Consider the following 21,095-nt stretch of genomic DNA (forward strand, 5'->3'; position numbering starts at 1 on the left):
GCCCTCATGCGATGAAGTCGGCGCCATCGCGCCCGGCGCAAGGAATTGCGAAGCGGAGCTCGAACGGTGGCAAAAATTCGAGGAATGCGCGGAATCGCGGCGAAACATCAAGAAACCGGCGGACAGAACTCGCGCCGGTCAGTTGGACAGCGTATGGTATTGGCAAGGGTTGGCGCGTGGTCCGGCCCGACGGGAGACGTCCATGAAAATCCCTACCGTTCGCGCAGGCGCGCATATTGAAGGCGTGCACTGGATCGCCGAATACGCCGAAGACGTCCATGAGATTCGCGTCTTTCGCGAAGGCCAGGAAGTGGACGTGCACAACGCGCCCTCCACCCTGTTCGGCGACGAAGAAAATGCGGGCTCCAAGAGCACCGCGGATCATCGCGCGGTCGAAGCCGCCGTGCTGGCTTATCTGAAGCGATTCGTGATCGAGCACGACGCGGAGGAGTAGTCCGCCGATTCTCCGTTTGTCGCCGCGCGCTACCTCTTGGGGGCCGCGTTGACGCTCGCGTGGGTGGCCGCATACACCTGCGGTCGCTGGCCGCCTCGACCCGCAAGTGGCCGCGAGTTCGAACGTCGTGCACCGCGCTACCCGCCTGCGGCGCCGTGCGCCGCAGGCGTCACGACCTCACTCGGCGGGCCGCAGCTTCTTGACCTCGGCATCCGACGGCTGAACGCTCGCGCCATCGATATACCGGTAGGACGTCATCACGCCCTTGCCGTCTTTCAACCCCGTCACGCCGACGTACGCGCCCATGGTGGACTGATTGTCCTGGGCCCGATAGGTGATCGGCCCGAACGGCGTCTCCACGCCGAGGCCCTTGAACGCGGCGGCGAGCTTATCCGGATCGACCGACCCGGCCTTCTTGATCCCCGCGGCAATCGACATCAACGCCGAATATCCCACCACCGAGCCGAGCCGCGGATAGTCGTGGTACTTGGCCTGATAGGCGTCGACGAACTTCTTGTTGGCGGCCGTATCGATCGAATACCACGGGTAGCCCGTGACGATCCAGCCGGTCGGCGCTTCCGCGCCCAGCGGGTCGAGATAATCCGGCTCGCCCGTGAGCAGCGACACCACGCTGCGATCCTTGAAGAGTCCGCGCGTATTGCCCTCACGCACGAACTTGCCGAGGTCCGCGCCGAACAGCACGTTGAAAATCGCGTCCGGCTTGGCATCGGCGATCGCCTGCGTCACCGCGCCCGCATCGACGTTGCCGAGCGGCGTGGCCTGTTCGGCGACGAACTGCACATCGGGCTGCGCCGCCGTCAGCAGTTTCTTGAAGGTCGCCACCGCCGATTGCCCATACTCGTAGTTCGGATAGACCAGCGCCCAGCGCTTCTTCTTCAGCTTGGCGGCTTCGGGCACGAGCATCGCCACCTGCATATATGTGGAAGGTCGCAAACGGTACGTGTATTTGTTGCCGTCGGCCCACACGATCTTGTCGGTCAGCGGTTCAGCAGCAAGGAAGAAAATCTTCTTCTGCTTCGAGAAGTCGGCCAGTGCGAGGCCGGTGTTCGAGAGGAAGCCGCCGAACAGCAATTGCACCTGCTCGCGTGCGATCAGTTCCTGCGCGACGCGAATCGTGTCGCCGGGATTGCCGTTGTCGTCGCGCGATACCACCTCGAGTTGTTTGCCGAGCACGCCGCCCGCGGCATTCACCTGGTCGAGCGCGAGATTCCAGCCGTTCTTGTAAGGCCCGAGAAAGGCGGGCTGCGCCTTGTAACTATTGATCTCGCCGATCTTGATGGTCTGCTGTGCGCTCGCGCTCAAAGCGGCGAACGACAGTACGGTCGGCACCATGAGGCGAGAAATCCATCCTGCGCGCGTGGTCATGCGTTTCTCCGTTATCAAAAGGATTGCGGGAATGCTGGTCGTTGTTATCAGGTGTTCGAGCGGCTCGCGATTTATCTCGACCCATCTCGACTCAATCGGCTCAATCGGCTCGCGCCGTCGCGCGAATCCGGGTGACGCTCGCCGTGACGTTCTGCCAGGCCGGCTTGCCACCGGCGAATTGCTGACGCAGGTACGACACGAGTTCGGCCACCTGGGCGTCGTTGAAACTGTCTCGGTAAGCCGGCATCGTACCGAGTTCGGGACGCGCAGGCGAGCCGATGCCGTCGAGAATCACGCGAATCAGGTTATCAGGCGTCGCGCTGTGCAGATTCGTGTTGAGCGCGAGCGATGGATGCGCGCCGAACAATTGCGGCCCGCTACCGGTGTGATGACAGGCGGCGCACGCGCCGTCGAAGAGTCGCGCGCCGAGGCCAGTCGGCGCGCCTGAGATCGCGCTCGCCTGTTCAACCTGGCGTGCGACCGCGACCGGATCCGCGTTCGGTTCCAACGGGCTAAGCGAACTGAGATAGGTGGCCATTGCGCGAATATCGCTGTCGGGCAGCGCCGCCAGATCGCCGACCACAGGCGCCATCGGCCCCGCCGCGACGCCGTGCAGCGGTGCGTGGCCGGTGCGCAAATAGCTGAACAGTTCGTCCTCGCTCCAGGGCACCGGCGCGTTCGAAAGCGTCGACAAGGCAGGCGCTTCCCAGCCTTCGGCGACACCGCCGCCCATGAATGCCGCGCCGGCTTTCTCGGCGCCGAATGCATTGCGCGGCGTATGACACGCGCTGCAATGGCCGAGCCCATTCACCAGATACGCGCCGCGATTCCATTGCGCGCTTTGCGTCGCACTGGCGGTGAAAGCCGTGCGTCCGAGAAAGAGTCCGTTCCATGCGGCCATGAGCGGTCGCACGCTGAACGGATACGCCAGCTTCGTTTCCGGCGGGCGCGAGCGCACTGGCGTTTGCGCCATCAGGTAGGCGAAGAGCGCTTTCAGATCGTCGTCGGAAGTGTTCTGGAACGAGGTGTACGGGAAGACCGGATAGAGACGATGTCCATCGCGGCTGATGCCTTGCCGCATCGCCCGCATGAACGCTTCGAGCGACCAGTTGCCGATGCCGGTCAGGCCGTCCGGCGTGATGTTGGTGCTGTACACGGTGCCGAAGGGCGTATCGAGCGGTTTGCCGCCGGCGTTCGGCACGCCGTTGTGCGCGGTATGGCAGACCGCGCAATTGCCGAGCGACGCCAGCAGTTTGCCGCGCGCCACGAGATCAGCCGGAAACGCGCTCGCCAGTGGCGGCGCGATCGGTGCGATAGCGTGCGGCGCGAGCGAAAATGCGCCGAGCCAACCCACTGCGCCCGCCGCGAAAGCGCCTAAAAAACCCAATCGCCAGCGCTTCTTCCTGCGCGCCGCCTTGTCTTCGGCTTGCGCATCGGCAAGCGCGGCGCGGATCGTTTCGGGCGTAAAGGGCGGCCGGCGAAAACGCACGCCCGTGGCATCGAAGAGCGCATTGGCGATCGCAGCCGCGCCAGGCAGCGACGCGGATTCGCCCGCGCCCATCGGCGGCTCGCCGTGGCGCGGCATCATCACCACGTCGATCACGGGCACTTCGCGGAAGGTCAGGATCGGATACGCGCCCCACTCCTGGCTCGTCACCGCATTCTCGCCGAACGTCACACGTTCTTTCAGCGCACGGCTCGTCGCCTGAATCACGTTGCCGTGTATCTGATGACGCACGCCGTCGGGATTCACCATCGTGCCGGTATCCTGGCCGACCACCACGCGCGTCACCGCCAGCTCGCCGCTCTTGCGATTGACTTCCACATCGGCCACCCACGCGGACCACGCCGCGCCGAAGCCGGGAAATTTGCTATGCACGTAGCGGGCATAAGCGAAACCCCGCCCGCGTGCGATGTCGCCTTCATCCTCTTTGAGTTCGGCGCTACGCGGCTCCCACCCGGCTTTCTCCGCGACGGCTTTGACCAGCTCGATCGCGCGTGGATCGCGCAGGTGCTTCAGACGAAACTCGACCGGATCGACGCCCGCCTGCGCCGCGAGTTCGTCGATGAACGACTCGTGCGCGAACGTGTTCGGCAACGCGGACACGCCGCGCAACCACGACGCCCGCACGATCGGCGGCGTGTCGTCGCAAACGATACGCATGGTGCGGTAATCGTATGGCGGCACGGCCGTGCGGTCGCCCATTTCGAACACCTGCGGCTGCGCGGCGATCGTGCCGGTCAGGAGCAGCGCCAGCGTCGGCGCATCGTTGGACGGATAGCGCGTCGCAAAGTCGTAGGCGGCCAGTTCGCCCTCGGCATTCAACGCGCCGCGCACGTCCATCAATTGCGCGGCGCCTTTCGGCTCCCACGCATGCTCGTCTTCGCGCGAAAGTTGCACGCGCACCGGACTGCCGGCGGCGCGCGAGAGCAGCGCGGCGTCGGCGGCGACATCGTCCGCGCAATTGCGGCCGTAGCAGCCGGCCGCATCCATCCGCACGATCTCGATGTGCGCTTCGTCCATGCTCATCAGCAACGCGAGATCGGCGCGCAGCGAATGCGGATTCTGCGTACCCGACCAGACCTTCAACGCGCCCTCGCGATAGTCGGCCACCGCGCACGAAGGTCCGATCGATGCGTGCATCTGAAATGGCCACACGTAAGTGCGTTCCAGCTTGCGACCGGACTCTTGCGCCAGCGCTGCATCGACGTCGCCTTCGATCACCAGATCGCGCCGTTTGGCCGGATTCGCGCGCAAGGCCGCTTCCACGTCCTCGCTGGTTTCGAGCGCTGGCAGGCCTTCAACCGCTTTCCATTGCACGCGCAGCCGCTTCACGGCCTGCTGCGCGATTTCCTCACGCTCCGCCACGATACCGACGAAGTCGCGAATCACGACGACCTTCACGATACCGGGCAAATCGCTAACGGAATCTTCATCCACGCGCAGCAGGCTGTTGCCCATGAAGTCGCCCTGCGCGACACCGGCATAGGGCGGACGCACCACTCGACCGTGCAACATGCCCGGCACGCGTACGTCATGCACGAAACTCAATTCGCCGGTGGCCTTCGCGGGAATATCGACGCGCGGCGCGCTCCTGCCGACGATTCTGTAGGTGTCAGGCGACTTTAGCGGCGCGTTCGTATCGAGCTTCAGTTCGACACGTTTCCCGCTCACCAGATCGCCGTAGCCGATGCCTTTCGCGGCAGTATCGCCGTCGCGTTGAAAAACCACACCGTCACGTACGTCGAGTTGCTCGACGCTCACGCTGAACCGCGCCGCCGCCTCAGCCAGCAGAAATTGCCGCGCCTGCGCCGCGGCGTGTCTCAATGGCACCGCCGATATCTGGATCGTCGCGCTGGCGATCGTCGGCCCCTGATTCGGCGCTTCACGCGTATGGCCGAGCACGATCGACACGCGTGTCAACGGCACATCCAGTTCTTCCGCGACGATCTGCGCGAGCGCCGTGCCGATGCCGGTGCCGAGATCGACGTGACCGTTGAACGCGACCACGCTGCCGTCGTCGCGCACCACGAGGAACAGGTCCGCCTCGGTCGGCACGAACGACGAACGCGAACCCGGCTGACCGATTGCCGGCTTGACCGGCGCCTGCGGCGGCCGCGTGACGATCAGCACGCTCTGCGCGTCATAGAGCTGTTGTCGCGAAGGTGGCGCGGCGCGTCGATCGACGCTGAAGTCCGGGCCGGTCATGCACGCGCTCCTTCATGCACGGCGGATTGCGCCCCCGCTTGCGCCGCGAGCAATTCAGCGGCGCGCTGCACCGCGCGCACGATCTCGACATGCGTGCCGCAACGGCACAGATTGCGCGACAACTCGCGCCGGATCGTCTCGACGCTCGGATGCGGATCGCGATCGAGCAGCGCCTTGGCCGTCATGATCATGCCGTTCAGGCAATAGCCGCACTGCGCGGCCTGCTCTTCGATAAACGCCTGCTGCACCGGATGCAGCGCGGCGCGCGTACCGAGTCCTTCGAGCGTAGTGATTTCGCGGCCCAACGCGACCTTTGCCGTGGTGACGCACGCGCGCGTCGGCATGCCGTCGAGCAGGACCGTGCACGCGCCGCATTCGCCGAGACCGCAGCCGAATTTCGGACCGTTCAGTGCGAGGTCGTTACGCAGCAGATAGAGCAGCGGCGTGTCGGCCGCGGCGCTGACGAGATGCGTCGCGCCGTTCACCTTCAGCGTAAGAGGCGCGGGGCGGTTCATGAGCGTGCCAGCCCCGCTGCGCGAGCCGTACGATCGGCGTTCACAGCACCACCGGCACTTCGGTGGCCGGTGGCGTATTGCGGCTGCGCCGGCAGCGAATCAGCCCGTCGATCATCACCATGCCCACGCCCGGAATATCGCCAAGCTGCACGCTTTCGAGCAGCGTATCGGCGGCCGTGTGTTGCGCGCGGTCCATGAACACGAGGTCGGCGGGACGGCCCACTTCGATTAGCCCCTGGCGCAGATTACGTTGACGCGCGGTGTTGCCCGTCGCGAAGCAGAAGGCGATTTCCGCGGGCACGTCGGCAAGGCTTGAGATCAGCGCGATCATCCGCAAAATGCCGAGCGGTTGCACGCCGGAACCGGCGGGACTATCCGTGCCGAGAATGATCCGGTGTGGACACTTCAATTCGATCGCATGGCGCGCGGTCAGCAAGGCGATCCGTTCATTACCGTTGTGGACGATTTCCAGCGCGCGGCTCGACTGCTCGCACAGATCGCAGACATGCTGGTAAGACAGCGACGTATGCCCGCCGTTGATGTGGCCGATCACGTCCGCGTCGGCGGCGAGCACCACGTCGCGATCGATCAGGCCCGAGCCGGGAATCGACGGACCACCCGTGTGAATCGTGCTCTGAATGCCGTACTTGCGCGCCCACGCCACCATCTGCGCGGCTTCTTCGCCGCCCTTCACACTGCCCAGGCCGACTTCGCCGAGCAGCTTGACACCCGCTTCCGAAAGCTCCTTGAAGTCCTCCTCGACCATCCCCTTCTCGATCACCGGTGCGCCCGCCATCACCTTGACGCCGCCGCCGACACCCGCGCCGCGCATGCCCTCGAACGAACGTTGCGCGGTAATGGCGAGCGCCTTGACGCCGAGCACGTCTTTTGGGCGGCCGGGCAAATGCACTTCGCCGGCGGAAATCATCGTGGTCACGCCGCCGTTCAGATTCGATTCGATCCAGCCCATCTGATTCTGGCGCGGCGTCCAGTCGCCGAAAACGGGATGCACATGCGAGTCGATCAGACCTGGCGCGACCGTCGTGCCTTTGCAATCGACCGTCGTGCGCGCGCCTTCGAGATCGCAGTCCTTTTCGCGGCCGACTGCGACGATCACGCCGTCGTCGATCACCAGCGTGTTGGCGTCGAGAATCGGCTGATCGATATCGCCGGATAACAGCAGCCCGATGTTCGTTACCGCGACCTTGCCCGACAAGCCTGTCAACGTCTCTGCTGCCATCTGCTTCTCCTTTCACAACGACTGTCCGGCGCCCGCGACGCGCGACCGCGTGTGATTCGCACGCGCCGATGGATTCACACGCTCAGATAAGCGCGCCTCACTGTTTCGTTCTGTGCGAGTTCGCCGATCGTGCCGCTGAAGCGGATCTGCCCTTTTTCGAGCACGTACGCGCGGTCACTGACGAGCTCGGCGAAGTGCAGGTTCTGTTCGGACAACAGGATCGACAGCCCTTCGCGCTTGAGTTCGAGAATCATGTTCGCCATCTGTTCGACGATCACCGGCGCCACGCCTTCGGACGGTTCGTCGAGCAGCACCAGATACGGATTGCCCATCAGGGTGCGCGACACGGTGAGCATCTGCTGCTCGCCGCCGCTCATCTGGCCGCCCGGACGTTGCGGCATTTCGCCGAGATTGGGAAAGAGGCGGAACAGTTTTTCCGGCGTCCATTGCGGTGCACCTTCGCGCGGCGGCTGACGGCCGGTGTCGAGGTTCTCCATCACGGTCAGATCCGCGAACACGCGACGATCCTCGGGCACGAAGCCCATGCCCATGCGCGCGATCTTGTACGGCGGCAACGCCGTGATGTTGTGGCCGCGAAAACTCACTTCGCCGTGCCGGCGCGGCAGCAGGCCCATCACCGCTTTCATCGTGGTCGATTTGCCCGCGCCGTTGCGGCCCATTAGCGCCACGACTTCGCCTCGGCCGACTTCGAGGCCGACGTCGAACAGAATATGTGCGCGGCCATAGAACGCGTTGAGGCCGGAGACTTTCAGCATCGGCTCGCTCATTGCAATGCTCCCTGGCCTTGATGGCCGCCGGCTGCGTCGTGCAGCGGTGCGTGCGGCTGGAAGGTCTTGCCGGTGCCGAAATAGACTTCCTGCACGCGCGGGTCGTTGCGGATCGTCTCGGCGTCGCCTTCGGCAATCAGCTTGCCGCGCGCGAGCACGATCATGCGATCGGCGTAGGCGAATACGACGTCCATGCTGTGCTCGGTAAACAGCACGCCGATCTGGTGTTCGGTGACCAGACGTTTGGTCAGCGCCATCAGCTCGTTGCGCTCCTTCGGCGCCATGCCGGCGGTGGGTTCATCCATCAGCAGCAGCTTGGGGCGATTGGCCAGCGCAATCGCGAGTTCCACACGCTTCACATCGCCATAAGCGAGCACGCCGCACGCGCGGTTCGCGTCCGCGGCCATGCCGACCTGGTCGAGCAGCGCGAGGGCTTCGTCGGCGTAGCGCGAACGGGCGGGCTTCCATAGCCCGAAGGTCTGGCGTTCGCGCGAGACCAGCGCCATCTGCACATTCTCGATCACGGTCATGGAGTTGAAGGTCGCGGCAATCTGAAACGTGCGGCCCACGCCCAGCCGCCAGATGTCGCGCGGACGCATGCCGACCAGTTCATGACCGTCGAGACGAATCGATCCGGACGAAGGCGTCAACTGACCGTTGACCATGTTGAAACAGGTGGACTTGCCCGCACCGTTCGGCCCGAGCAGGGCCAGCAATTGACCCGCTTCGAGATCGAAGGAAACGTTCTCGACCGCCTTGAGCCCGCCGAACGATTTGGAGAGACCGCTGACGCGCAGCAAGCTCATAGCCCCTCCTTGATCGCCGCGCGCTGAGCAGGCGGGACGGCGCTCTTTTCAGCCGGGTCGGCGGTATCGTCGCCGAAACGCTCGCGAATGAAGCCGACGATCCCCTGCGGAAACGCGATCACCAACAGCAGGATCGCGAAGCCCAGCAGCGCCTGCCAGTAGTCGGTTTGCCGCGCGACGGTGTCCTGCAGCCACGTGAACACGGCCGCGCCCACAATCGGCCCGGTGAGTGTCTGCAAGCCGCCGAGCAGCACCATCACGAGGCCGTCCACCGAACGGCTCACGCTGATCACTTCCGGCGAAATCGTGCCCTTCGAGAATGCATAGAGCGATCCGGCGAGTCCGCAGAACAGCGACGCGATCACGAACGCGGCCCATTGCACGCGTTTCACGTCGATGCCGATCGCCTCGGCGCGCAGCACGGAGTCACGCGAGGCCCGCATGGCGTAACCCAGCGGCGAAAACAACATCTTGCGCAACAGCCACACGCCGACCACGGCGCAGGCGAGCGTCACGTAGTAAAAGGCCACCGGCGACGACAACCAGTTCGACGGCCACAAACCGAGAATGCCGTTGCTGCCGCCCGTCACGTCGTCCCACTGGAATACGACCGACCAGACGATCTGCGCGAACGCGAGCGTCAGCATCGCGAGATAGACGCCGGAGAGGCGCACGCAGAACCAGCCGAACACCAGCGCGCCGGCCACCGCCAATAGCGGGCCGAGCAGCAACGCGGCTTCCATCGGCAAATTCAATACTTTGAGGAATAGCGCGGCGCCGTATGCGCCCAGTCCGAAGTAGGCGGCGTGGCCGAACGAATGCATGCCGCCCGGTCCCATGATGAAATGCAGACTGGTCGCGAACAGCACGGCGATCAGGATCTCGACCAGCAATACGGGCATGTACGGAAATGCGTTGGCCGCGAGCGGCGCCAGCACGAGAACCAGCAACGCGATGGCGGCCAGCCATTTGAGTCGCTTGCCCGCCGGACGCAAAGGCGTTTCCGGCGCCGCCATGCCACGAACCGCGGCGCTCGCGCGGCCGAGCAGACCCCACGGACGCACCACCAGCACGACCGCCATCACGACGAATTCAGCCACCAGCGTGAAGCGGCTCAACGACAGACCGACGCCGAAGATCGTCACGTGGCCGATACCGATGCACAGCGCCTTGATCTCCGCGATGATCAGCGCGGCAATGAACGCACCCGGAATCGAACCCATGCCGCCGACCACCACCACCACGAACGCGTTGCCGATCGTCTCCAGATCCAGTGACAGATTCGCCGACATGCGTGGCCCTTGCAGCGCGCCGCCCAACCCGGCGAGAAACGCGCCGACGAAAAACACACCGGTAAACAGCCACGCCTGATTGATGCCGAGCGCGCCAAGCATCTCGCGATCCTGCGTGGCGGCGCGCACCAGCGTGCCCCAGCGCGTGCGGGTCAACGCGTACCAGAGCAGCAGCAACACCACGGGACCGATCACGATCAAGGCAATGTCGTAGGTAGGCAGCGGATGGCCGAGGAAATCGACCGCGCCCGCCAGATGCGGCGCACGTGGGCCGAACAGGTCTTCCGGGCCCCACAGCCACAGCGCGGCATCGCGAAAGATCAGCACCAGCGCGAACGTGGCGAGCAGATGAAACAGCTCGGGCGCCTGGTAGATGCGGCGCAGAACGATCATCTCGACTAGCGCGCCCAGCACAGCGACCACCAGCGCCGCAGCCAGCACCGACAGCCAGAAGCCACCCGCCGTGTGCCCGAAACGGCTCGCGATGCTATACGCGACATAGATGCCGAACATATAGAACGAGCCGTGCGCGAAGTTGACGATACGTGTCACGCCGAAGATCAACGACAAACCGGCGGCGACGAGAAACAGCGTCGACGCGTCGGCGAGTCCGTTGACCAGCTGTACCAGCAAATTCGAAAACATCGCGACCCTCGGCAGCTTGCTGAACGGCGAGTGCGCGGCCTCGCGCATTCGATACGATCAGCAGACGTTGCAGCGCGTGCGGCACCATGCACGCACGCGTCAACGGCAGGACAGTAACAGCGAAATAAACGGATGCAAACTCAGCGCAGACCGTCTTCGCCTTTGATCTCGCTCACCTGCAACCCGCCGATGCGCGGCAGCGGCCGGCCTGACGCCGTTACCGCGACAGCGACGACAATTTCGTTCGCACGCGGCGCGTCCGGCACGCGCGCTTCGATCGCATCGAAATGACTGCGCACGAAGGCGGCGTCTTTGTGGCCGAGCGGCACGTCGATCGCGGTGCCGAGCGTGCCCATCTTCTTTGCGGACGGCACCAGTGCCGCGCCTTTCTCCACCGCCGCGCGCAGTGGCGCGCCGAGCTTCGGATGCAGGATCGCGGCGGCATGCTCCAGTTCGCCCGCCTCGCCGACGATAGCAGCCTTGCCATAGCTTTGCGCGTCGCCCGGCGCGATGCCGAGCGCTTCGACACACTTGTTGCCGAGCAACGCGCCCAACTCCTCGCCCGCTTCGATCAGCGCGTCGAGTTTGGCTTCGTAGCGGCCGGCATAAGGGTTATCGATCACCGCAATTGCAACGGCTCGGCGCGCCGGCGGCTCGACGGCCTGGCCCATTTCAATGCGTGTTTCATCCACTTGCACGACCAGCTTGCGAAGCTTGATTGCCATTTCGCTCTCCGAGTTCCGATGCCTGCTCTGCGTTATTTTCCGTGCGCCAGCGAGGCGCGCTCAGCGCAAACCGTCCTTGCCCACGATCGCCTCTTTCGCGAGGCCGCCCACCCGCGCGTGCACGCGCTGCCCCGTGCTCATCACGAGGATATACACCAGCTCGTCCGCTGCGGGCGCGCCGGGCACGCGCACTTCGATCGCGTCGAAATGGCTGCGCACGTAGCTTGCATTGACATGCGTGAGCGGCACGTCGAGCGCGGTGGACGGCGCGCCGACCTTCTTGGTCGACGGCACGATGGCGTTGGTCGGCACGCCGTTCTTCTCCAGCAACTCACGCATCGCATAGCCTCCCGGCACATGCCACAACGCGCCGTGCTCCAGTTCGCCACGCGAGCCGACAATCGCGCCCTTGCCGTAACTTTCAATCGACGCATGCGGCACCGCCATCGCCGCCAGCAACCGTTGCGCCATATCGAAGCCGATCGGCTTGAGCGCTTCCATTGCGTGCTCGATTTTCGCTTCGTAGCGCCCGGCGAACGGGTTCGTCATCACCGCGGCAATCGCGCCGCGCCTGAGCGGCTGCGCGGGCGCGGGCCCGAACTCGTGGAAGATGTCTTCGACGTGCGTCAGCACGCGGCGTATTTCGAACACGGAGCCTCCGTTTTTATCTGTGCGCGCTGCGTGAGCAACCCGCCTGTGTCCTGAATGCCAACCACGCGCACCCGCCCTTGCAGGAAAAGCGCGGCGCCTTCAATCAAGCCTTGTGCGAGCAAATGCTGGGCGGCTTCGACGCCACGCGCCAGCGCGAAATCGATCAGCGGCTGCGGTAAGGACGGCACGTCGACTGTGACGAGCATGTCGCCGAGGTCGCTATCGTCCTTCAACGACGAAGCCGGACGCCGCAAGATCCCCGCGCGATCCAGATCGACGGCATTGGCGATCATCGTCGCGGCGGCGTCCGCGGCGGCGGCGTTGCGCGCGAGCACGGTGACGCTGTCGGCAATGCCGAGGCTGAAGCTGCGGCCGCGCCAGCCGCTCGTCGCAATGCCGCGTACCGGCAGGTTCGCGTCGAGCGTCAGGTTGGCGTCGAGCGTCTGATCGCGTGACAGCCGCACGGGCGAGAACGATGCGAGGTCGGCGAACACGCCGACGCGGTATTGCTGTTCCTCGGTCAGATAAAGCGCAATGTCGCCGCCATTGTTGATGAATGCGCGCGAGATGTCTTCGCGCGCAAACGCCGTGATCAATTCATCGGCGACGCTGCCCGCCACCGCCGCCATCGGCGTGATGTAGCGCGCCCGGTGAGGATGACAGGCCGACCACATGCGACGGGCAACCGCGCCTTGCAACGCTGTGCCGTTCAACGTCGAGTCGGCCGGCACAGGCTGCCGAAGCCGCGGCAACTCGCCCACCAGCTCCGGCAACACGTCGACAAAACGCGCCCAGCACGCCTCATACGCGGCCTGCACCGCCGAAGGCGTGCCGTCCGCGCTGAGGATCAGATCGATCGGCCCATGCTGCCAGTGCCAGCGGGTCGCATCGAGTCGGGTGCGGGTTGGGTTCATCGTGTCCGTTACGTGCGTTGCGTCTTTTAGGTGCGTTGGGTTGTTTAGATCGGCGCGGGCGGCGCCGTTAACCGAGCATCGGCGGCATGGCGGGCGGCCACGGATTGTCGGGATTGCGCGCCACGGTTCGGCGCGCGAGCGGCGCGCCTTCCGTATGCTCCGGCCCGTTGGCCAATATGCTCTCTAGTGAGCGCACCGCGTCGAGATGACCACCCAGATCGCGATACGCGTCATAGGTCATGGTGAATTCGATCGGCGCGACAATGGCGGGTGTCGGCACCGTGCCGAACGAACGGTCGGGCATGCGCGAGACATCCACCATCACCGTGATGCCGCCGCCCGGCCACACGTAAGCCGGCGCGCCGCCGCAGGTCACGTTGACCAGTTTCTGTTTGATCGCGCGCGTGAGCAGCACCGGGTTTTCCGTGGCACCCGCCCGCAGGCTGCCGCCCGCGCCGCCGAGAAACAGCACGGTGGCCAGCGACGGCTCGCAGTTCTCGCCGATCCGTTCGACCGTGCGGCGCACCGCCTCCGGCATCGCCGCGATGCGCGGCACGAGATCCTGATCGAGTTCGTACCACTGCGCGTGCTCGCCGGTGGTGGATACCATCAGCAGGCGCATACCGGGCCTGGCGACGGCAGGATCGAAGCCTTCGACAATCGCGAGCGGGTCCTGAATGTCGGTGCCGCCCCAACCCGTGCCGGGATTGGCCACCTGAAAATAACGGCCCGGCGTCGACTTGCGTCCGCGAATCTTCAGACCTGAGCGCGTCATGCCGAGACAGCGACCCGCCTGATGCTCGGTCAGCACGCCGGTAATGTGATCGTCGACGACCACCACTTCGTCGGCATGACCGAACCATTGCTTCGCGAAGATGCCGATCGTGGCCGACCCGCAGCCCACGCGCATGCGCTGCTCCTCGACACCGTCGACAATCGGCGCAGCGCCCGCGCGAATCACCAGACTCGCGCCGCCATCGATGCTCAGTTCCACCGCCTCCTTGTTGCCGAGCGCGAGCATCATGTCGCACGTCACGCGGCCTTCTTTCTTGCTGCCGCCGGTAAGATGATGCACGCCGCCGAGGCTCAGCATCTGCGAACCGTATTCGGCCGTCGTCACATGGCCGACGATCTCGCCCTGGCAACGCACGTTCGACTGCTCCGGCCCGAGGAAGCGGTCGGTGTCGATCTTCACCTTGAAGCTGCAGTAGCTGAAAATGCCTTCCGTGACGACCGTGATCATGTCGACGTCGTCGAGTTTCGAAGCAACGATAAAGGGCGCCGGTTTGTAGTCGGGATACGTGGAGGATGCGCCGACGCCGGTCACGAACAGCGCCTGTTCGGCCGTGGGGTCCCGCACTTCGGAAGCCGCACCAAATTCGATCGTGGCGTTCGCGCTGCCTGCGCCCGCTTCGGCTGTTAAAGGCGCGTGCGACAGGAACACCACCGGATCGACACGAATCAGCCTGCCGTCGGCGTTCGCATAACGGTCGCATGCGCCGGTGCGCCCTGCTGATATTTGACACAGCACCGGGCACGCGTTGCATTCAATCTTGTTCGACGCCATCCGCTCGCTGCGCGGCGCCGCCTTCTCGAGCACGGTCGGACCCGGCGTCGAAGCGGTTTCACCGTCGACGCTTTCCGCTCCGAAATCGACCTTCGTATGTTCTGTCATGGTGGGGTTCCCATACGACGACATTACAATCGGTCCCGCTTCGGCTCACGAATAGCCCTTGTTTGAAGGCACTTTCGCGTGACCCGCCAACTTCCATGTTGCGGCCACTCACCGTTCGTGTAGTATCCGCTACACCAAACTCGTTAGAAATCTACTCGATCAATTTAGTCTGCGCAACGTATTTACTGGCATGCGCGTGATTGGTGCAACGCGACATCACCGTCTGAATGACGCTTCAATCTACGCCGAAGTGAATGATCGCGCAGCGCATCCCGCAACCGTCCATGCGGGCTGTATGATGAAGGCGCGCCCGTGCCTGGCCGGCTGCGGCGCGTGCCGTTCAACCTACGCTAACAAGAGATCCGAGACCGCCATGAGTCCCACCGCCGCCCGCAAACCGGGCGCTACCGGCATCCGTGCGAAACAGGCGCAGGACACTCGCGCCAAGATTCTGAAAGCGGCCATCAAGGTCTTTGCCAAGCAGGGCTATGCGAGTGGCCGCGTGGAGAGTATTTCGAAGGCGGCGCGCTCGCACGACCGCATGATTTATTACTACTTCGGCAGCAAGGAACAGTTGTTCGTCGAGGTTCTGGAAACGATCTACACGCAGTTCAACGAGGCGGAAAGCAAGCTCGATCTCGACCTGGCCAACCCGGTGCATGGGCTCGAACAGATGGTCGAGTTCGTCTGGCAGTACTACCTCGATCATCCCGAGTTCGTCACGCTGCTCTCCAGCGAAAATCTGCATCAAGGCAAGCACGCGAAGAAATCCCTCAAACTTAAGGAGATTTCCGGCTATGCAATTTCGGTGGTGCAGAAGTTATTGGACGCGGGTCAGGCGCAGCAGGTGTTCCGTGCCGATGTCAAAGCGCGCGATGTGTATTTGATGATCGCCTCGCTCGGGTATTTTTATAACGCCAATCAGTACACGTTGGGCGCGTTTCTGGGTGAGCCGCTCATGGAGAAGGCGGCGCTCGAGCATTGGTGCGAGGTGATCAAGGACACGGTGCTGCGCGCGGTGCGGTCGAGTTTGCCGGTGCCGCCGGATGCGGCGGCGCTCACGGTCGCGGTGAACGAGGCAAGCCAGAATAGCGAGGCATAACCGCTCCGCCGCAAGATGGCGCTACACCTGAAAGTGATCTCTCAATACGCTTACGATTCGTCCGCACGCGTGGCCGTCACCATAAGGCGACACGCCTCGCGCCATACGCTTGTATTCGGCCGGGTCGTCGAGTAGCCGTTGCGTGTTCGAGACAATGTCGGCGTATTCGGTGCCCACGAGCTTGACGACCTCGTGCGCGACCGCCTCCGGGCGCTCTGTCTCGCGCCGTAGCACGAGCACCGGTTTGCCGAGCGCGGGCGCCTCCTCCTGCACGCCACCGGAGTCGGTCAGGATCAGATAGGCCTGCTTCATCGCCGCAACGAACGGTAGGTAATCCAGGGGTTCGCACAGCGTGATCCGTGGATGGTTGTCGAGATGGGCGTAGGCCGTTTCACGCACGTTCGGATTCGGGTGAACCGGATAGAGCACATGAACGTCGGGATTGTTATCGGCGATCGATTTGATTGCTCGAAGAATGTTCTGAAACGCCTCGCCAAAATTCTCGCGACGGTGCGAGGTCGCTAGAATCAGCCGGCTATCGCCTTTGAAAGGCGTTGCACCATCGCAGCGCCCTGCCACGTCCAGCAACGCGTCGATGACCGTGTTGCCGGTGACGAACACGCTCGCTGCATCGATACCTTCTGTGAGGAGATTCTGTTTCGCGGTCTCCGTCGGTGCGAAATGCCAGCGCGCAAGCCGGCTTGCGACCACACGATTCATTTCTTCCGGAAACGGATTCGACAGATCACCGGTTCTCAGTCCGGCTTCGACATGCCCGACCGGCACGCGCCGGTAAAAGGATGCGAGCGCCGCCGTCAGTACAGTGGTCGTATCGCCCTGCGCGAGCAGCACGTCGGGCTGTTCGGCGGCAAGGACATCATCGAGGCGAACCATGAGCCGCGATGTCAGCATGGGTAGCGACTGATTGGGTTGCATGATATCGAGGTCGATATCGGCTTCGATCTCGAACAGACGCAACACCTGATCGAGCATGCCGCGATGCTGCGCCGTTGCCAGGACGCGGCAGTCCGCCCAGTCTTCGCGCTGCAACCGCTTGACGAGCGGCGCCATTTTCACAGCTTCGGGACGCGTTCCGATAGTGACGATGATCTTACGTTTTTTCACGGCGTTTTCCGGTATGGGGACTTGATAAAGGATGGGCAGTCGCAGTCGATGGTGTGCCTTCGCACGGTCAGGCTCTACCGACCAACCGGCGGATCGCGCTTCTGAGCCGCCAGGTCTTCGAGCGCAGCATCGTGTTCAATTGCCTTTCGACCGCGTCCGCATGCGCTCGGACTTCGGTCAGCAACGCGGCGCAATGTTCGCCTTCGTCCTTGTGTTTTTTGATGCCCGCATGAAGCGAAGCAATCTCCACGGACAGAGCGCGGCGTTCCTGGCTCGCTTCGCCCATTGTCTGGTCGCGTTCGGTGATTGCTCGTGTTAGTTCGCGGACTGTCTGCTCCCGCTCGCTGAGCGCTTGCTTCAATTCGTCGAGTGCTTGATCCCGTTCGGAGAGCGTCTCTTGCAAGCGCTTCTGCTTCATCTTCTCCGCATCGAGTTCTGCGCATACTTGCTGCAGCGTGTTCTCTGTCGATTCGAGACGCGCGGTCGTCGCAGCACGCTCGCTATGAGTTTGAGCAAGCTGTGCCGCGAACTGCTCCCTCTCTAAGGCATGCATCTGTGCAATGCCTTCACTGCGCTTTCGCGCAAACGCCTCGTAAGTATCGTCGCCAACAAAGAAATTGCGCAGATCGGGCCGAGTGTCTCCGAGCGCCGAGAGCCGCGCGTAGACGAGCAATATCTGTTTCCCGTTCCAGTAGTTGATATTGATTTTCGACGTGTCGACGACGCGGCAGGCCACTGCGGCGAAACCGGGCACCGGACAGACGGGAATGTTGGCCAGGTCGAACGTGAAGAAATGCTCGGGGATCCGGTCATATTCCTGAAACGGCAGAAGCAGAACCAGAAAACGCCTGGTGTGCTCCGCAAGCCGTGTGACAACATCGAACGGGCGGTCGAAATGCTCAAGCGTATTCGACGAAAAAATGACGTCGTAGTCGTCTAGCTCGTCGAGAGACTGCGCTTTGAAACACCCATGGGGAAAGGAGGCCCGGGCCTTCTCGATCGCCACTTCCGAAATATCGACTCCGGTGATCGAGTTCACGCCAAGCCATTTGCTCAGTTCATCTACGCCCTGCCCCTCCGCACAACCCCAGTCGCAAATCTTCCATTGCTCGCGCAACATCAGGTCCTTGAACCAGTCCGGCATCAGCGTAGCCGCAATCGTCGCGAAAAATCGCGTTTGGCCATGTCCGCCGGCAGAGACCCAGTCCGTCGAAAAACGATGGTCCCAGTATTGCTTTGAGTTGATGTCTGTCATTACAAGGCCTGTTGGTCTGCTCATTCGATTGAATGCGCGGACGTTCGCGATAGGGAGCAAAGATGCCTAGTCGACAGTCAGTGTGCTTTCGATGACTTCGCGCCAGCGCTTTTCCCATTCCTGCTTGGCAAACGCGGCCGAGGACTCGAGTCCGTGCGCCGCGAGTCTCGCGAGCCTCGTTCGATCGTCGGCCAGTTCTTCGATAGCGGCCGCAAGCTCGATATAGTCCGCACGGATCAGCTTGCCGTTGTACCCGTCGACGATCAGGTTCGGCAGTCCGCCGACGTTGGTCGCTATGACCGCGTTATTGGTCGCCAGCGCCTCGATACAGGATAGCGAGGTTCCTTCCGAATACATGGTCGGCACCAGCACGATATGGCTGTCGACATAAGCTTTGTACATGTCCTCCATGTCGTATTCGATCCACGTCACCCTGTGCGGATGACGCGCCATGAACGCTTTCACCGCTTGCGCATCGTGGTCGATCGCCTGACCGCACAGGACCAGGCGGATGTCCGGGCGCCGCGAAAACAGGAGATCGAACGCGTTGATGGTCAGATAGAGACCTCGCGCTTCATAAAGCCGGCGCGGCAGCAGAACGCATAACTCCTCCGTCTCGAAGTTCTTCGGATGGCTCCTGAAAGACTCGAGATCGACGTAGTTCGGGACGTACGTGAGTGTATTGGCGAGCGCCCAGTCATAGGTTCGCACCCAGTTGATGAAATTCGTATCGACACACACGCATTGGTCGCTGTTGCGCAGCGCGCGGAACAACGGTTCATAGCGTCCCCGGTCAAATGTGGCGAGGTTATTGGAGGCTCCGTCCCAATGAATGCCGTGGTTGATCGAGATAACGCGCTTGTTTTTCCCGAGCGACGCGGCAAGTTCAGTCGGTGACGCGATAATGAGATCGACATCCGCGCAGAATTGGGCGTACTTGCCAGACATCACGTCGAAATCCAGATTGTCGGCGGCATTGATCCCGACTACCTTGACGCCTCGGAAATCGCGCTCGAACGGCTCCCGGGCGTTCTGCAACAGACGAACCTCGCAGCCCATGCCATGCAGCACGACTGCGAGGTCGTAGACGTAGCGTTCCGCCCCGCCCTTATAGACGGTTTCGCCGTTCCAGTCGTAGAAGTTGACGTTGATGATGTCCACCTTCACCGTGCGCCGTGCGCAAGCGGCCGTCAGCCTCGTCACGTTCCCGGCGTTGACCTGTCTGAGCAACGGCGCGTGAAGCACCGGCCAGGCGTGCGCGTTCGCAACCTCTGCGGACGCCTCCGTGTACGCGGAGGACCACTGGCCGCTCGCTACTGCGTCGACGAAGTCGATTCCCGAGGCGACGATAATGGCGTGTTCGTATTCCCTGATGGTCCGGGTCGGCGTGCCGATCACCGGTTTCCCGGCGGCCAGATACTCGAACAGCTTCAGCGGCGAAACGGGGTCGGTTTTCTCGCTGACAACGAACGGCACAATACCGACATCGATCCAGGCGAGATAGTGCTTCAGTTCGGCATACGGTTTCGGGCCGAGGTGAATGAAATTGTCGAACGTCTTCAGACGCTCCATGCGCTCCTGAACCTCGACGCTGTATTGCGGCTCGAAAGCGACGACAGGACCGACGAACAGCATCACCACGCCGTCGAGTCGCACGATTTCGTCGAGCAAATCAAAATCGAGCAACTCGGAAATTGCACCGTGGTAGCCGACTACCTTCCGGTTCGCCACCATCTCGTACAGCTTCGCCGGCACGTCGCATCGCTCGCGCTCGCCGTGAACGAAGTCTTCCGGATAAACCCCGTTTTCCAGCAGCAGCGCATTCGTGACCTTCGCGCGGTTCGCCTCGTACAGCCGATTCGACGAGAACAGGCAGACATTCGCGATCTGCAGCAAGACCTCGTGGTCGCAACGCATGACGTCGGAGTAGTTCGCGAAGATGGTCAGGTCATCGAGAACATCGTAAATCGTCAATGCGGCACGGCAGATTTCGGCGACGTACTTGAAACCGGGCCAGTGAAGATAGAGCGTGACCGGCTCGTCCTGAAAATAGCCGAGGAAATCCTCGACCATGTTGGACACGTACAGGTTGTTTGACTTGGGCTGGATCACGGGATAAAGACCGCCGTACTCCAGCATCACGCAAAGATAGCCCGCCTTTGCGAACTCGGCCATGAGGTGGTCGGGACGCTGCTTGAGCGAAAGATCGTAGGCAACCGGGCACAGCACCACACCCCGGCGGTCCGGATGCGCCGTAAGCAGGCGGCTGATCTGGTGCCTTCTTTGTTTCGAGGGTTCCTTCGCGTAGTTCCCAAAGTATGCCGCCTGGGCGCGTGTATGGACTTCGTAGTCTCCGCCGGCTACGGGCAGGACGTCATGCATGGGTACAACGGCAACCGCCGGCGTCTGCGTCTTGCCGCGCGCCGCCAGCGCATAAACCGCGCTCGCAATCCGTCGCATTGGCGCGGTCAACTTCCACGAACTGCTTTCGAAAATTTCGCCAAGGGAGCCCTGCACACGCTCGCGCTCGCGAACCTCGCGCACAAGCTCGCTCGACACGTCGTTCAGCGAGCGCTTGAGACTATGGATTTCCGACAGCGCGTCCGACAACCGCTTCGCCAGTGTGTACCGGTCTCTGCGCGCGAGACGCTGCTCCTCTGCAATCTGCTCGTGTTGCGTGATGAGAGCATCCGCGTCTGAGATCGAAGTGCTCCGCTTCGTGACCGATGCGAGGGTGTGTCTCCGCGTTACGTTTGGCATTGCTTCTTGTCTGTCCATGGCCAACCTCTCGAGTCGCCGTTATTCCAATTGCT

At 63.0% G+C, this 21,095-nt stretch carries 16 protein-coding genes; 2 read left to right on the top strand and 14 right to left on the bottom strand.

The window, feature by feature from the left end:
- Positions 1–202: 202 nt before the first annotated feature.
- Positions 203–454, top strand: a complete 252-nt coding sequence (locus tag AC57B1_RS06075; RefSeq protein ID WP_007178046.1) for a hypothetical protein — start codon at positions 203–205, stop codon at positions 452–454.
- A gap of 177 nt (positions 455–631) precedes the next feature.
- On the opposite strand, the gene AC57B1_RS06080 is transcribed toward AC57B1_RS06075, so the two are convergent.
- The 11 genes from AC57B1_RS06080 to AC57B1_RS06130 all read right to left on the bottom strand — a co-directional run bounded on the left by AC57B1_RS06080 (position 632) and on the right by AC57B1_RS06130 (position 14,800).
- Positions 632–1,840 (bottom strand): ABC transporter substrate-binding protein, encoded by a 1,209-nt coding sequence (locus AC57B1_RS06080; RefSeq protein ID WP_091806787.1) that lies wholly within the window; start codon positions 1,838–1,840, stop codon positions 632–634.
- A gap of 100 nt (positions 1,841–1,940) precedes the next feature.
- Entirely contained in the window at positions 1,941–5,549 is a 3,609-nt protein-coding gene (locus AC57B1_RS06085; RefSeq protein ID WP_496416959.1) for a molybdopterin cofactor-binding domain-containing protein, read from the bottom strand.
- A complete protein-coding gene (locus AC57B1_RS06090; RefSeq protein ID WP_496416960.1) occupies positions 5,546–6,064 on the bottom strand; it encodes a (2Fe-2S)-binding protein in 519 nt (172 codons plus the stop codon). The genes AC57B1_RS06085 and AC57B1_RS06090 overlap by 4 nt, the downstream gene beginning before the upstream one ends.
- 40 nt (positions 6,065–6,104) lie before the next feature.
- The gene (locus AC57B1_RS06095; RefSeq protein ID WP_408342238.1) at positions 6,105–7,304 is read right to left on the bottom strand and encodes an amidohydrolase family protein; all 1,200 of its coding nucleotides are present in this window, start codon (positions 7,302–7,304) and stop codon (positions 6,105–6,107) included.
- A gap of 74 nt (positions 7,305–7,378) precedes the next feature.
- Positions 7,379–8,092 (bottom strand): ABC transporter ATP-binding protein, encoded by a 714-nt coding sequence (locus tag AC57B1_RS06100; RefSeq protein WP_408342236.1) that lies wholly within the window; start codon positions 8,090–8,092, stop codon positions 7,379–7,381.
- Complete coding sequence (locus AC57B1_RS06105; protein ID WP_408184287.1) at positions 8,089–8,898, bottom strand: ABC transporter ATP-binding protein; 810 nt, start codon at positions 8,896–8,898, stop codon at positions 8,089–8,091. The genes AC57B1_RS06100 and AC57B1_RS06105 overlap by 4 nt, the downstream gene beginning before the upstream one ends.
- Positions 8,895–10,835 (bottom strand): ABC transporter permease, encoded by a 1,941-nt coding sequence (locus AC57B1_RS06110; RefSeq protein ID WP_496416961.1) that lies wholly within the window; start codon positions 10,833–10,835, stop codon positions 8,895–8,897. Before AC57B1_RS06110 ends, AC57B1_RS06105 begins: the two co-directional genes overlap by 4 nt.
- 140 nt (positions 10,836–10,975) lie before the next feature.
- Positions 10,976–11,560: an amino acid synthesis family protein gene (locus AC57B1_RS06115; RefSeq protein ID WP_496416962.1), complete on the bottom strand. Its 585-nt coding sequence runs from the start codon at positions 11,558–11,560 to the stop codon at positions 10,976–10,978.
- Positions 11,561–11,620: 60 nt separating this feature from the next.
- Positions 11,621–12,211 (bottom strand): amino acid synthesis family protein, encoded by a 591-nt coding sequence (locus AC57B1_RS06120; protein WP_408184290.1) that lies wholly within the window; start codon positions 12,209–12,211, stop codon positions 11,621–11,623.
- Positions 12,187–13,125: a UPF0280 family protein gene (locus tag AC57B1_RS06125; RefSeq protein WP_496416963.1), complete on the bottom strand. Its 939-nt coding sequence runs from the start codon at positions 13,123–13,125 to the stop codon at positions 12,187–12,189. The genes AC57B1_RS06120 and AC57B1_RS06125 overlap by 25 nt, the downstream gene beginning before the upstream one ends.
- A gap of 67 nt (positions 13,126–13,192) precedes the next feature.
- A complete protein-coding gene (locus AC57B1_RS06130; protein ID WP_496416964.1) occupies positions 13,193–14,800 on the bottom strand; it encodes a 6-hydroxynicotinate reductase in 1,608 nt (535 codons plus the stop codon).
- 373 nt (positions 14,801–15,173) lie between these two features.
- Here AC57B1_RS06130 and AC57B1_RS06135 point away from each other — a divergent pair, with 373 nt between their 5' ends.
- Positions 15,174–15,902, top strand: a complete 729-nt coding sequence (locus AC57B1_RS06135) for a TetR/AcrR family transcriptional regulator (protein WP_408184293.1) — start codon at positions 15,174–15,176, stop codon at positions 15,900–15,902.
- Between the two features lie 21 nt (positions 15,903–15,923).
- Here the strand turns inward: AC57B1_RS06135 and wecB are convergent, their stop codons facing one another.
- The 3 genes from wecB to AC57B1_RS06150 all read right to left on the bottom strand — a co-directional run bounded on the left by wecB (position 15,924) and on the right by AC57B1_RS06150 (position 20,892).
- On the bottom strand, positions 15,924–17,027 hold the full coding sequence (gene wecB, locus AC57B1_RS06140; RefSeq protein ID WP_408342228.1) for a non-hydrolyzing UDP-N-acetylglucosamine 2-epimerase: 1,104 nt from the start codon (positions 17,025–17,027) through the stop codon (positions 15,924–15,926).
- 67 nt (positions 17,028–17,094) lie between these two features.
- Positions 17,095–18,282 (bottom strand): methyltransferase domain-containing protein, encoded by a 1,188-nt coding sequence (locus tag AC57B1_RS06145; RefSeq protein ID WP_496416965.1) that lies wholly within the window; start codon positions 18,280–18,282, stop codon positions 17,095–17,097.
- 66 nt (positions 18,283–18,348) lie between these two features.
- Positions 18,349–20,892 (bottom strand): glycosyltransferase, encoded by a 2,544-nt coding sequence (locus AC57B1_RS06150; RefSeq protein ID WP_496416966.1) that lies wholly within the window; start codon positions 20,890–20,892, stop codon positions 18,349–18,351.
- Positions 20,893–21,095 lie beyond the last annotated feature (203 nt).

The sequence above is a fragment of the Paraburkholderia sp. BGA-UO-ETr-F21 genome (genome assembly GCF_059567925.1).